The sequence below is a fragment of the Bradyrhizobium sp. URHC0002 genome (genome assembly GCF_054059515.1).
On sequence record NZ_JBSSCF010000001.1, the window covers coordinates 823481 to 836481 of the forward strand.

Annotated in this window: 14 protein-coding genes and 1 tRNA gene; 7 read left to right on the forward strand and 8 right to left on the reverse strand. The window is 63.7% G+C overall.

The genetic code is table 11. The features are described from left to right. Window positions 1–45: 45 nt before the first annotated feature. On the reverse strand, window positions 46–981 hold the full coding sequence (locus tag ACVWVY_RS04010; protein WP_456625161.1) for an NmrA family NAD(P)-binding protein: 936 nt from the start codon (window positions 979–981) through the stop codon (window positions 46–48). A gap of 114 nt (window positions 982–1095) precedes the next feature. On the opposite strand from ACVWVY_RS04010, the gene ACVWVY_RS04015 reads away from it, so the two are divergent. Beyond that, window positions 1096–1719, forward strand: a complete 624-nt coding sequence (locus ACVWVY_RS04015; protein ID WP_456625162.1) for a TetR/AcrR family transcriptional regulator C-terminal domain-containing protein — start codon at window positions 1096–1098, stop codon at window positions 1717–1719. A gap of 36 nt (window positions 1720–1755) precedes the next feature. Here ACVWVY_RS04015 and ACVWVY_RS04020 read toward each other — a convergent pair. The 4 genes from ACVWVY_RS04020 to ACVWVY_RS04035 all read right to left on the reverse strand — a co-directional run bounded on the left by ACVWVY_RS04020 (window position 1756) and on the right by ACVWVY_RS04035 (window position 4726). Next, a tRNA-Arg gene (locus tag ACVWVY_RS04020) sits at window positions 1756–1832 on the reverse strand. 815 nt (window positions 1833–2647) lie between these two features. Beyond that, complete coding sequence (locus tag ACVWVY_RS04025) at window positions 2648–3607, reverse strand: Bug family tripartite tricarboxylate transporter substrate binding protein (RefSeq protein WP_456625163.1); 960 nt, start codon at window positions 3605–3607, stop codon at window positions 2648–2650. 56 nt (window positions 3608–3663) lie between these two features. Then, window positions 3664–4032 carry a cupin domain-containing protein gene (locus ACVWVY_RS04030; RefSeq protein ID WP_456625164.1) on the reverse strand — a complete coding sequence of 123 codons (369 nt, stop codon included), beginning with the start codon at window positions 4030–4032 and terminating at the stop codon, window positions 3664–3666. Window positions 4033–4087: 55 nt separating this feature from the next. Beyond that, window positions 4088–4726, reverse strand: a complete 639-nt coding sequence (locus ACVWVY_RS04035) for an RraA family protein (RefSeq protein WP_456625165.1) — start codon at window positions 4724–4726, stop codon at window positions 4088–4090. Window positions 4727–5132: 406 nt separating this feature from the next. Between ACVWVY_RS04035 and ACVWVY_RS04040 the strand changes: the two genes are divergently transcribed. Next, window positions 5133–6089: a helix-turn-helix domain-containing protein gene (locus ACVWVY_RS04040; RefSeq protein WP_456625166.1), complete on the forward strand. Its 957-nt coding sequence runs from the start codon at window positions 5133–5135 to the stop codon at window positions 6087–6089. A gap of 265 nt (window positions 6090–6354) precedes the next feature. Next, window positions 6355–6996, forward strand: a complete 642-nt coding sequence (locus ACVWVY_RS04045; RefSeq protein WP_456625167.1) for a hypothetical protein — start codon at window positions 6355–6357, stop codon at window positions 6994–6996. Window positions 6997–7206: 210 nt separating this feature from the next. Here ACVWVY_RS04045 and ACVWVY_RS04050 read toward each other — a convergent pair whose 3' ends face one another. Beyond that, window positions 7207–7407 (reverse strand): hypothetical protein, encoded by a 201-nt coding sequence (locus ACVWVY_RS04050; protein ID WP_456625168.1) that lies wholly within the window; start codon window positions 7405–7407, stop codon window positions 7207–7209. A 64-nt stretch (window positions 7408–7471) separates the two neighbouring features. Continuing rightward, complete coding sequence (locus ACVWVY_RS04055) at window positions 7472–8479, reverse strand: 2-dehydropantoate 2-reductase (protein ID WP_456625169.1); 1008 nt, start codon at window positions 8477–8479, stop codon at window positions 7472–7474. Between the two features lie 141 nt (window positions 8480–8620). Here ACVWVY_RS04055 and ACVWVY_RS04060 point away from each other — a divergent pair, with 141 nt between their 5' ends. Continuing rightward, entirely contained in the window at window positions 8621–9202 is a 582-nt protein-coding gene (locus ACVWVY_RS04060; RefSeq protein WP_456625170.1) for a YidB family protein, read from the forward strand. 66 nt (window positions 9203–9268) lie between these two features. After that, a complete protein-coding gene (locus ACVWVY_RS04065; RefSeq protein ID WP_456625171.1) occupies window positions 9269–9547 on the forward strand; it encodes a GlsB/YeaQ/YmgE family stress response membrane protein in 279 nt (92 codons plus the stop codon). Between the two features lie 123 nt (window positions 9548–9670). Here ACVWVY_RS04065 and ACVWVY_RS04070 read toward each other — a convergent pair whose 3' ends face one another. Continuing rightward, the gene (locus tag ACVWVY_RS04070; RefSeq protein ID WP_456625172.1) at window positions 9671–10453 is read right to left on the reverse strand and encodes an SDR family NAD(P)-dependent oxidoreductase; all 783 of its coding nucleotides are present in this window, start codon (window positions 10451–10453) and stop codon (window positions 9671–9673) included. Between the two features lie 279 nt (window positions 10454–10732). On the opposite strand from ACVWVY_RS04070, the gene ACVWVY_RS04075 reads away from it, so the two are divergent. Together ACVWVY_RS04075 and ACVWVY_RS04080 are read left to right on the forward strand one after the other, a co-directional pair. Further along, window positions 10733–11800: an acyl-CoA dehydrogenase family protein gene (locus ACVWVY_RS04075; RefSeq protein WP_456625173.1), complete on the forward strand. Its 1068-nt coding sequence runs from the start codon at window positions 10733–10735 to the stop codon at window positions 11798–11800. A 35-nt stretch (window positions 11801–11835) separates the two neighbouring features. After that, entirely contained in the window at window positions 11836–12996 is a 1161-nt protein-coding gene (locus ACVWVY_RS04080; protein WP_456625174.1) for an acyl-CoA dehydrogenase family protein, read from the forward strand. Window positions 12997–13001: the final 5 nt, after the last annotated feature.

Consider the following 13001-nt stretch of genomic DNA (forward strand, 5'->3'; position numbering starts at 1 on the left):
TGCCGCGCCCAATAGCTGGCGTCTGTTCATGATCTCGTCTCCCCGCTAGGCCTGCGTCCGCGCAGCCGCCGGCTGCGCCGCCAGTTCCGACTGCTGCTCGCAAACGAACTGTTCGAACGTCTTCGGTTTGGCGCCGCCGATTTTTTCGATCGTGTCCGTCACGGCGAAGCGCGCGGCCTCCGCCGAAAGGCTGGCCGCCCGCAGCGACTTCCAGAGCGAGGACAGATGTTCGACCGCATGCGCATTCCAGCCACGCGCGAGGACCTCGCTCCGCCACTGCTCGTCGGTGATCTCCTCGTAGTGGATGTCCCTGTCGAGGACGCGCGCAAAAGCCCCCACGATTTCCATGATGGAAACGGTACTTCCGATGACGGGATAGGCGGCGCCCGCGGTCAGCCCGGGGCTCGTGAGCAGCCCGACAGCGATCCGCGCGACGTCTTCGGCCGAGATCAACGGCAGAATGGTGCTTTCATTGCCAAGCGGCAGGCGGATGGCGCCGCCCGCGGGCAGGCTCGCACCGACCAGACGCGCCACGTTCTCGTAAAACACGGTGGCCCGAAGATGGACCGGACCGACGCCCGCCCACTCGAACACCTGTTCCGACAGATAGTTCTGCCGCATGCGGGGCGTCGGCGCGTCGATCGATGACTGATACATCACGAGATTGACCAACCGCGAAACACCATGCTTGCGCGCGGCAAACGCCATCGCGGCCGTGGCGTCTGCCAGTCCGTCCTGGACCGGATAGGCAAAGTAAATCGCCGAGACATCCTTGGCGGCCTGTTCGACGGAGTGGACGTCGAGGAAGTCGCCGACAAAGATTTCGGCGCCGAGCGATTTCAGGCGATCGGCGCGTTCGTCGCTCTGGCGCACGAAAGCGCGGACGCGGGCGCCGCGTTCAAGCAGCAGCTGGGAGACATGTCGGCCGGTTCTGCCCTGGTTGCCGCCGGCTGCTGAGGTCACGAGGATTGGTTTCGTCATGACGAGTATCCTTTACATCGGAGTTCAGCTTGGTACGATCCGGTACCGAATAAATCGAAATATGGTACTACTTGGTACCAAGTCAAGTGGAAAAATCAGACGATGAGTCCAAGAATGAAAGCGCGCGAGGAAGAAACCGGCGGGACCGAGGCCCGGAAGCGGATCCTCGGCGCGGCCCTTTCGGCGTTCATGGAGGGCGGCTATGCGCAGACCAGCACGCTGGAGATTGCGACGCGCGCGCGCGTTTCGAAACGCGAGCTTTACGCGCTGTTCGGCAACAAGGAAGCGATGCTCGTCGCCTGCATCACCGAACGCGCCCAGCGCTTGAAAGCACCGGCCGATCTCCCCGAACTGCGCGACAGAAAAATCCTGACCGAAGTGCTTACGGCTTTTGGAACAAGGCTTCTGACGGAAACGACCGATCCGGTCGTCGTCGCGGTGTTCCGGCTGGCCATATCCGAAACCGTGCACGCCCCAAAGTTGGCGCAAGCGCTTGACACGATCGCCCGCAAGCCGACCCGCGATGCATTGCGAGCGATCATGGCCAACGCCAAATCAGCCGGGCTTCTCGTTGGCGATCCCGACACGATGACCGAAAAGTTTCTGGGCCTGCTCTGGGGCGACCTGATGACCGGCCTGCTGCTTCAGGTGGCCGATCGCCCGAGCGCCGCCGAGATCGCGCGACGGGCGCGCGACACAACGATGGCGTTTTTGCAAATCTATCCGGAGCCCGGTTAGGGCCGGCACTCGCTGGACTGTAGAGGATTGAAAGACTGGCGATCCCGGCATGACTCGAACATGCGACCTACGGTTTAGGAAACCGTCGCTCTATCCGGCTGAGCTACGGGACCGCGGACCCGCTGGGTAGGCGGGTACTTGGACGTTCATAGCAAAGCAAGGCCGGCATCGCCAGCCCTCCGCGGAGCCCCGGGGGGGCGCGGAAGCATCCCAATTCGGGCTCCGAATGCCGGCGACTGGTGATCTCACCGAATGGGCCGACGCGTTCGGACGGGCGCAGCGGATGCTGCGTCCATCGTTTTTCGTTGTGGCCGGCTCCACCCATTTCGATCTTGTTGAAGCGCACAGGAACCATTCGCTTGGTGTGGAGTCAATTCATGGCTTCCGGTCTCATCCCCCCGTGATCGAAAGCGATTGGAATGACGGCCTCGGCGCCCGCCGCACTGAGGCCGTTTTCCGTCGGTGCATCTTTTGGGTGAGCAGCCTCATTCACGACAGCGCAGCCGAACATTTTCGGCTCCTCCCTCACACCCGCGCCTAAAGGAACCATCCAGGTCCGGGCGGCTTGCCCTTTGGGCAATATATCGAGGAGAAAACAATGCGTGAGGACCTGGATCGCCGCGGGAGTGGTATCAGCGGCGCAGCTGTTGGGGCCATTGCTGCCGTCATCGTCTTTGCACTTTTGTTCATGTGGGCGCCATGGAGCGGACCCCGGGTGGCCGACAACGCCGCTCCCGGCACGACGGTAGGCTCGACTACACGTCCGGCGACACCGGCATCGCCGACAGCGCCCGCGCCTGCGGCACCTTCCACGCCACGATAAACTGAAGAAGCCGCCAAGGACTTCGCGTCCTTGGCGGGCTTTGCGGTATCGGAAATCATTTCAGCCCCGGCGCGTGGTTGCGAGCGCCGAACGGGTCTCGCGGCCCTATGCCTTGATGTTGTTCTCGCGCACGACCTGGCCCCAGATGCTGACCTGCTTGGCGAAGAACGTCGAAAACTCCTTGCCGTCGGCGAGCAGCAGCGTCATCTGCTGCGTCTCCTGCAATTGCGTCGCTACCGCCGGCTCGCTCAAAATTTCCTTCACCGATTTCGCCATGCTGGCGATGACATCGGGCGGCGTGTCCTTGGGCGCGAAAACGCCCCACCAGGCCAGCGTCTCGAAATCGGGATAGCCTGCCTCGATCGCGGTCTGCGTATCCTTGAGCACGTGCATCCGCTCGCGACCCATTTGCAGGATGGGACGCAGCATGTTGGTGCCGAGTTGCGCCGTGATCAGCGCCGCCGATCCGACGATCATGTCGACATGCCCGCCGAGCACGTCGTTCATCGCCGGACCGCCGCCGCGGTAGGGCACATGCGTGATCTCAACACCGGCCTTCTTGCCGAGCACCGTCATCGCGAGATGGCCGAGCGTGCCGATGCCAACGGAAGCATATTTCACCGCGCCGGGATTTGCCTTGCAGGCCGCGACCACGTCGGCAAAATTCTTGTACGGCCGCTCGGCATTCGCGGCGACGACGTAAGGCGCGGTGCCGACCAGGAACACCGGCACCAGGTCTTTCTCGACATCCAGTCCCGGCTTTTCGAGAATCGAGGGGATGACCGCGTGCGAGTCGAAGGTCACCAGGTACGTCGCGCCGTCAGGCGCGCTCTTGGCGACCTGTATGGCGCCGAGCGAGCCCGCAGCACCCGACTTGTTTTCCACCAGCACGGTCCGGCCGAGCTTCGTCTGCAGGTGGGACTGCAAAAGCCGCGCCAGCGCGTCGGTGGAGCCTCCCGGCGGGAACGGCACCACCAGCGTCATGTTCTTTGCCGGCTGCGCCAGCGCCGGCGTGACCGCGAACGCGGCCGATGCCGCAAGCAGATTGCGTCTGGTAATCTTCACCAAGTGTCTCCTCCCGATTGTGACTGCGCTTTTTTGTTTTTGTTCGCAGACTTCTTCTAAGTGCCGAAGCCGGACCCGGCTTTTTTGTACTCGGGCCGCGGCGGACTGAAGATGTCAAGCACGCGCGCCCCTTCCGGTCCAGCCCGCATCGTGTGCGGCACATTTCCCGGCGTGCGCCAGAAATCGCCCTTCCTGACCGGAATTTCCTCATCGCCCTGAACCCGGATGGCCGAGCCATCGAGCAGCACGCCCCATTGTTCCTCGGGGTGATGATGCAGGGTGCCTTGCGCGTGTGGCGCCAGCGTCACCACCGACAGCATCGCGTGCTCGCCGGAGAAAATTCGTGTCGTGACTCCGGACGCAAGTTCGCGAAGCAGCCCGTCATGCGGATTGTCGAGATTGTGAAATTCGTCCTTCTGACTCATGGTTTCTCCCTGACGTTTTTCCTTGACGTTTTCCCCTGGCGCCTTCGCGCATCGATCAGGATTTGCCGTAGCTGCCCTGGTAGCGGCCTTCGCGTATCGCGGTCATCGTATCTTCCTCGCGCGCGATCTGGGCGCGGACCGCCTCCAGCACGGTGGCTGCGATCGAGGCGGGAAACGACACCACGCCGTCCTCGTCGCCGACCACGATATCGCCCGGCGAGATCACCGTGCCGCCGATCGAAACCGGCACGTTGATTTCGCCCGGTCCGCTCTTGTAGGGCCCGCGGTGGATCGCCGTGCGGGCAAAGCAGGGAAAGTCGGACGCAGCGAAAGCCGCGACGTCGCGGATGGCGCCGTCGATCACATAGCCGGCGGCGCCGCGATATTCGGCGATAGTCTTCATGATCTCGCCAACCAGCGCCCGCGTCTCGTCGCCGCCGCCATCGACCACGATCACGTCACCCGGCCCGACCAGTTCGAGCGCCCGATGGATCGCAAGATTGTCGCCCGGCCGCGTGCGTACGGTGAACGCGACACCCACCAGCTTGCTGCCGCGATGGAACGGCCGCAGGCCTACGGCGCCCGGCAGCCGGGCAAGGTTGTCGCTGATCACAGAGGTCGGTGCGCCCCTGAATGCCTCGATCAGGTCGGGTGCGGGCTTCGGCACGCTCGTCATCGCCGTGGTAATGCTCATGCAGGCTGTTTCCCCTTGCGCTTGTTCTGCCACTCCGCCCGCCGGCACAACGTCGGCAGCCGGCGCGCGGCGAGTTAAGTTGCACGCTAAACCGGTAGTTCGGGGTCACCGCGTGGCACAACACCATGAAGTTTTCCGTTGCCGCAAAACAAATAGCATTCCGCATGAGCAGCTATAATGGATTTGCAACACGTTGTCCGCACCCGAAGCAACCGCTTCGCCGCCAGCTAAGTCCTTCGAATTCCTCGGTAGTTTTTGTTCGTTCTCGGTATCGAACGCGCGGCCTTGCTCACGCAGGCGGCCTGCAACCGCACCTCCCACCGGCCACACTTGTTAACACGAAGTTAACCAGACCATTCGACGTTAAAGACTGGATTCGACGATTCACACCGCCGGTCACATCGAGATGCTGTTTCAGAACCTGTCGCCCTCACCGGCGCTTTCGATCACGCAATTTTCCGACATCGACGCCTTCCGCCCGGTCGAGTTTGTCGCCGATGCGCGCAGCGTCCCCTTAAACCTCGCGAATTTCCATACCGCGCGCGCGATGGTGCAGCTGCCCTTCTGCCAGATCACCGTGCTCACCTCGTTTCCCCGCATTGTCGATGTCAGCTATCGCGCGGCGCATGGCGTCGTCATCTTCCAGATCGAGGACAATTACGAGGTGTCCGTCAACGGCATGTCCGTGAACCGTCCGGCTTTTATCGGCATGCGCGGCAATCTGGATTTGCAGTTCGTCGAACCCCGTGGATCGCTGCATGCGATCGTCACCCTTGGAGCCGGCCTGCAGGACCGGGAATGGTTCGATACACCGGACGAACTGTGCCCGTTCACGCCGGACGCCGACACTCTGGCGACGGTCAGAACCGTCACGACAGGGATTCTGCAGGCGGCTTCCGCCAGACCCGATCTGTTGCAGGAGCCGCGCTCGGCGCTTGCCTTTCAGGAAGACCTGCTTCTCGCCATCGACGAGATGTTCCGCCGCAGCAGGGCACCGGAATTGGCGGGCCGGCTTGCCAGCAGGAGCTATTGCCAACTCGTTCGCAGGATCGACGACTATGTCGCCTTTCATGCCGCCTCGGCGATCTACAGCGCCGAACTCGCCGAACAATGCGGCGTGTCGGTCAGAACCCTAGGTACGGCAGTGGCGAGCGTTCGCGGCATGAGCCTGCATCGCTATCTGCGTCTCAAGCAGCTTTGGTCGGCCCGCGCACAGCTCGTGAGGGGGTCCGACGCCATCACCGTGACGTCGTGCGCCCGCGCCAACGGCTTCCATCACATGGGCGAATTTGCCAGGCTCTATCGCGCAAGGTTCCATGAAACGGCGTCGCGCACGTTGGCCCGCGCGCGCGGAACCGACTGATTATTGCCACAATGTGGCGTGCTTATCCGTTCGCCTTCAGATGGTGCACGACCGATCCTGACAGCATCGCGTACGCCGCGCGCCTTGACGTTGAATTTACTGAATAATTTTCAACGACATAGCACTGTGTTCCATCGGTCACATCCACCGGATAGAGTCACAACGACAGCGGGAAAATCGTGCAATTTCGGCGTGACAGCGCTGCCAAAATGATGACAATCGACTCAATCACTGTTCCTGAGAATTCGACTGGAGTGTCCCGTCCGTGATCGCCTCACGTGCTTCTTCATTTGCTATTGCCACCATCGGAGGCCTCATCGTGCTGGCCCCGGTGCGTTGCGACGCGCAGTGGTGGCGCAGCGCGCCTGTCGATTTCGAATCCTGCGCCGATGTTGCCGAGAGAGCGAAGACCAAGGAAGAAAAGACGGCGAAGCTCGCCGAATGCAACGCGAAATTCGCTGGCCGCCGCAAGCCCGGCGGTGGCTACACCTATTACGACTTCATGCAGGACCGGACCTTCGACATCGCAGGCCCCAACCCGACGCCGGAAGAACAGAAGAGAATCGACGAGCAATATACCGCCTACCTCGAGCGCGAGCGGCGCAGCAACGTCGCCGCGGCGCTGGCGGCCAAGCAGCAACAGCCGGAGCCGCCGCCGACGCTGGGATGGCAGCAGGTCTCGCTGCGCACCGAACAGATCCCTCCTCCACCGGCTGAAACCGAAAAAGTGCCGGTGCCGGTGGCAAGTCCGATCAAACAGGCGGCGCGCATCAAGGCTGCCCAATGCGCCAGGGACCAATTCTCGTGTGAATGGCCGCGGCTTTCAGAGAAAGTCAACGAGCTCAAAAGGCTGCTCAACCCACAGCAGCAGCAACAGCAGCAGGCGGCCAAGCAGAAGAAGGGCTAGACATTTTGTGTCGTCCCTGCGAACGCAGGGACCCATACGCCGCGGCCGTTGTGGAGAGGCACGCGGCACGACGGCTTCGCTTCGGTAGCCCACAGCCCTGGTTGACTGACGGAGAGCGTCAGTCACCACGCTTCATCGATAGATCACGCGGTATGGGTCCCTGCGTTCGCAGGGACGACGTGGTAGGCGTACTCACGTGGCGGCGTCGCCTCAATGCGCGCGCGGCTTCTTGACGCGACGCGGCTTGACGACCGGCGCTGCCACCGCACGCTGGGCCGCCCGCTGCTCCTGCAGCCGCGCGTCATAGCCCGGCGACGGCGTCGCGGTCGGCGGCACGGCATGGGCAGGCGCGAGCGACGCGCAGCCGGCCAGGACGGCAATCGCTAACGTCGCGAGGCGCGTTCGCTTCATATCGCTTCTCCCATCGGCTCACCTGAACGAAACTCGTACCAGACCGGCGCCATTTCAAGGCAAATCAATTCGCCGCGCGAACCTGCTCCGGCGTCAGGCCCGGCGAGCCCCTGGCGTCACGCTCGGCCTGCCGGATCAGTTCAACGATCCGGCGCGACAGCGGCGCCTCCAGCCCGCGCCGCTCGGCGATTTCGGTGATGACGCCTTGCAGATAATCGATCTCGGTGCGCCGGCCGTGCTTCAGATCTTCCCACATCGACGACCGTGCCTCCGGATCGATCTTCATCGTCCGCCCCAGCAACGCTTCGAAGATCGGGTCCGGCAAGCGCAGCAGCGGTGGCAACCAACCGAACGGGATCGGCGTCGGCGAGATCGGCCTGATGCCATCGGCGCGGATCGCCGCCAGTCCCTCGGCGACCTGATCGGCGAACAACCGCCGCCATGGCCGTTGCGCAAGCTGCCGGCGCAGCGGCAAATCGGCCAGCGCATTGAGCGCGTTGTTGAGATTGAGCAGAAGCTTGCCCCATTGCACGCCGTGGATGTTGTCGGTCGGCAGCATCTTCAGGCCCGGCACCGACAGTTTCTCTGCGGTGCGCGCCTCGTCCTGCTCGATGATGATGTCGCCTGAGGTCGCGCGATGAAACCGCCCCTCGCCGAGCGCGATCACGTTGAACGGCACCATGCCGCCGAGCACGCGCCGCCCCGGTAGCCGGTGGCGGAGGACGGCGGCATTGCCGACGCCGTTCTGCAGGCTGACGATCACGGCATCCGATGGTGCGTGCCTGGCGATGATGTCGGCCATGGCGGCGGTATCCGCGCTCTTGACCGTAACGAGCACGATGCCGGCGTTCTCAAAAAGGTGAGGATTTTCCGACAATGCGAACCGCTCGCGCGGGACGGTTTGGTCAAGACCTTCAAAACTGGTCGGCCGCAAGCCATGGGCTTCGATTTCAGCGATCACGCGCGGACGCGCCAGCAGCGCAACGCGGCGGCCGCCGGCCGCCAGCATGCCGCCGACGAAGCAGCCAATGCTGCCCGCCCCTGCAATACCGATCGTTTGGCCCGAAACCATTTGCCACCTTCCGCGTTGCAACGGGCTTTAATTAGCAGAGCGCGCGGACCCAGCCTACTTCAGGCGCCGGCCGCCCGCTCCTTGTAACCGTCATACGCCACCGTTATGTTTCACGCGGGGGGCTACGCGGAGGAGACGACCATGGGTTTACTCGACGTACTCAACGGCATGCAGAATGGCCCACGCGGCCCGAGCACCCCCAGCGCACAATCCGATAGCGGCGGTGGTATGTCACCGATGACGATGGCGATCCTGGCGTTATTGGCCTGGAAAGGCATCAAGCATTTCACCGGCAATCAGGCCGGCGCCGCGCCGCGCCCCACGCCCGCTCCCGCGCCCGGCAATGTGACCGCCAGCCTGCCCGGCGGCGGCGCGGGCGGCATGAGCGACATGCTCAAGGGCGGTTTGGGCGGTCTGCTCGCGGGCGGCGCGGCCGGCAGCATCCTGAGCGGCGGCCTCGGCGACCTCATGAAGCAGTTGCAACAGAACGGCCTTGGCGATCAGGCCGACTCCTGGGTCAGCAACGGCCCCAACAAGCAGGTCTCGCCCGGCGATCTCTCTAGCGCGCTCGGCGCCGACCAGATCGAGTCCCTCGCCTCGCAAAGCGGCCTCTCGCGCAACGATTTGCTGCAAGGCCTCAGCAAGTTCTTGCCCGACGTCGTCAATCATCTGACGCCGGACGGACGATTGCCGGACGAGAACGAATTGTCCGGCCGGATTTGAGCCGTTTAAGCGGCGCGCAGTCCGCGCCGCTCTGCTTCATCATCGACGCATCGGAGAGGGAAAGCCATGAGCGGCATTATCTGGATCATCGTCGTCGGCTTCGTCGCCGGCATCATCGCGCGGATGCTCTCGCCCGGACCGAACAATCCGGCCGGTTTCATCCTGACCACGGTGCTCGGCATCGCCGGCGCGTTTCTGGCGACCTGGATCGGCCAGGCTATTGGCCATTACAGCCCCGACCAGGGCGCCGGCTTCATCACCGCCACCATCGGCGCACTGGTGGTGCTGTTCATCTGGAACCGGCTGGTGGCCAGCCGGGTGATATCCGATCCGGGCAACAGGTAAGAACGCGTAGGGTGGGCAAAGGCGCGCTTGCGCCGTGCCCACCATTCTCTCCGGACTGACGATGGTGGGCACGCTACGCTTTGCCCACCATACGATCTCGCAATCACGCTTTAGACCCTTGCCTCACAAAACCAGATGCATCCCCGCATCCATGCGGACGAACTCGCCGGTCATGTTGCTCGACGCGGGCGACGCGAGGAAGCACACCAATTGCGCGATGTCTTCGGCGGTTGAGGCGACCTTCAGCGGCACCTTCGCCACCACGGCGTCGCGCACCGCCTTGGCGCCGGCCTCGCCGCGACCCTTGGTGAACCAGGGCGTATCGATATAGCCGGGGCACACGGTGTTGACGCGGATCAAGGGCGCCAGCGCGCGCGCCAGCGACTGCGTCATGGTGTTGAGCGCGCCCTTGCTCGCGGCATAGGCGACCGACGAGCCGCCGCCGGAAATGCCGGCGACCGACGATATGTTGACCACCGCAGATGGCAGGCCGGACGCTTTCGCGCCGGCCTCGAGTTGCGCGCGTGCGGCGCGGATCATCTGGAACGGGCCGATCGTGTTGACGGCGTAGATGCGCTGAAAATCCTCAGCCGAAAGCCCGTCGAGATCATGATGTGCCACATGCTTGGTGGTGCCGGCATTGTTGACCAGCACGTCGAGACGGCCCCATGCCGCCGCGGCGGCCGCGATCTTCTTGCAGTCCTCATCGCGCGATACGTCGCCCTGCACCACCACGACTTCGGCGCCGGCGCTGCGGCAGAGATCGGCGGTGGCTTCAGCTTCCGCCTTGCTGTTGGAATAGTTGACGACGATGCGCGCGCCGCCCTTCGCCAGAATGGTGGCGGTGGCGGCCCCGAGGCCGGAGGCAGAACCGGTGACTATCGCGCACAAACCATCCTTCGACATCCGCATTTCCTCTTGTTGCTTTTGGCTGGGTTTCGAACCGCCCGTGGACAGGCTTCACCGCTAGCATATCCCGCGATCAATGGCGTGCAAATCCGCGGTCGTTCCACTATGCGGAATTTATTCTTTGCCTGATGACCTTCATGCCACCGCCTCATGCCGCCCTGCGGACAGCGCTTGTCACAGCTATGGCTTTTGCTCATCATAAAGCGCAAGAAAAGACCGCACCCGAGGCCCTGGCACCACGCGCCGGGCCGGTGCCAATCAATTTCGGGGAACGCTGTGGCGGAGAGTGACAACATCGTTGCCGAGACCGCGGAGAAAATCTTCGCCGATCTCGCCGACGCCCAAACCATCAATCGCGATGATAAAGGCGCGTGGAAAGCGCCGCTGTGGCAGGCGCTGACCGAAGCCGGCCTGCCTTTGTCCTGGGTGGACGAAGATTGCGGCGGGTCGGGCGCCTCTCTCGCCGAAGGTTTCAGCGTGTTGAGCGCGGCCGGACGCTTTGCGGTCGCGGTGCCGCTGGCGGAGACCATGCTGGCAGGCTGGCTGCTGGCGCAAGCCAGGATCGCTTCGCCCGATGGCGAGATGACGGTGGTGCCCGCGAGTCCGAAGGACCGGATCACTGTCAATGCCGATGGCAGCCTGTCGGGCAAGGCGCGCGGCGTGCCGTTTGCCAAGGCGGCAAAGCACTTCGCGGTCCTCGCAAGCGATGCGAAGGGCAGCGTCTCCATCGCGCTGGTCGATGCCGGCAAGTGCCGGATCGAGACCGGGCTCGGGCTCGGCGGCGACCAGTCGGACACCGTGACGCTGGACAAGGTGCAGCCGCTCACGATCAAGCCCGCGCCCAAAGGCTTCGACCAGACCCGGCTGATGCTGATGGGCGGCGTCGCGCGCAGTCTGCAGATCGCGGGCGCGCTGGAATCGATGCTGGAAATTTCCGTGCGCTATTCCAACGAGCGCGTCGCGTTCGAGAAGAAGATTTCGAAATTCCAGGCGGTGCAGCACAATCTGGCGCGGCTCGCCGGCGAGTCGGCGGCGGCATTGGCCGCGGCCACCTCGGCCGCCGACGCCATCGCCAATGCCACCACCTTCAACGACGAAGTGTTCCTCGAAGCGGTGGCGGCAAAGATCCGCTGCGCGGAAGCCGCAGAGAAAGGCGGTGCCATTGCCCACCAGGTGCATGGCGCGATCGGCTTCACCATCGAGCACATCCTGCATCGCTATTCGCTGCGCGCGCTGGCCTGGCGCGACGATTTCGGTTCCGAAAGCTATTGGGCGGTCGAGCTCGGCAAGCTCGTATGCAACCGCGGCGCCGATGAATTGTGGCCGTTGGTGGCCTCGCGCTGACATCAACACCGATCTGCCTGCATTAGAGAGTCACAATGACCGCAGCCCTCCGTTTCGATCCGATCCGTCTTCCGCCGAAATGCGAAGAATTGCGCAAGGAAGTGCGCGCCTTCCTTGCGGAAGAAATCGCCGCCGGCACCTTCGATCCGCACAAGCCGAACCGCGAAGACACCGACGTGCCGGAATTTTCCCGCAAAGTGGGCGCGCGCGGCTGGCTCGGCATGACCTGGCCGAAGAAATATGGCGGCCACGAGCGCTCGTTCCTCGAGCGCTATGTGGTGACCGAGGAAATGCGGGTGGCCAACGCACCGACGCGGCGCTTCTTCGTCGCCGACCGCCAGAGCGGCCCGGTGCTGCTCAAATACGCGCCTGAGAATATCAAGATGGACATCCTGCCGCGCATCTGCCGCGGCGAGGTGTGTTTTGCGATCGGCATGAGCGAGCCGAATTCCGGTTCCGATCTGTTCGCGGCAAAGACCCGCGCGACCAAGACCGACGGCGGCTATCTGATCAACGGCACCAAGATCTGGACCTCCTCGGCCCATATCGCCGACTACATGATCGCGATCTTCCGGACGTCGCCGCCCACCAAAGAGAACCGCCGCCACGGCCTGACGCAATTTCTGGTCAAGATGAAGCAGCCGGGCATCCAGGTGAACCCGATCGGCCAGATCACCGGGCAATATGAATTCAACGAGGTTGTGTTCACCGACTTCTTCGTTCCCGACGACCATGTGCTCGGCGAAATCGACGGCGCCTGGAAGCAGGCGACCTCGGAGCTCGCGTATGAGCGAAGCGGCCCCGAACGCTTCCTCGAAACCTATTATGTGCTGACCGAACTGGTCCGCGCCGTCGGCAGCAACCCGGATACCCGCAGCGCCGAAGGCATCGGCCGGCTGGTGGCGCAGGTGCACGCCATGCGGCGCATGTCGGTCTCGGTCGCGGGCATGCTGCAGGCCGGCAAGGAGCCGGTGGTGGAAGCTTCCATCGTGAAGGACATCGGCACGGTGTGGGAACAGCAACTGCCGCACCGCGTGCGCGAGCTCGCCGCCTTCGTCGAGGAAACCGCCACCAACCGCGAGACGCTGGAACATCAACTGTCATTCGCGATCAAGACCGCGCCCAAGCTGACGATCCAGGGCGGCACCACCGAAGTACTGCGCGGCATCATCGCCCGCGGGCTCGGCTTGCGCTAGGCGCG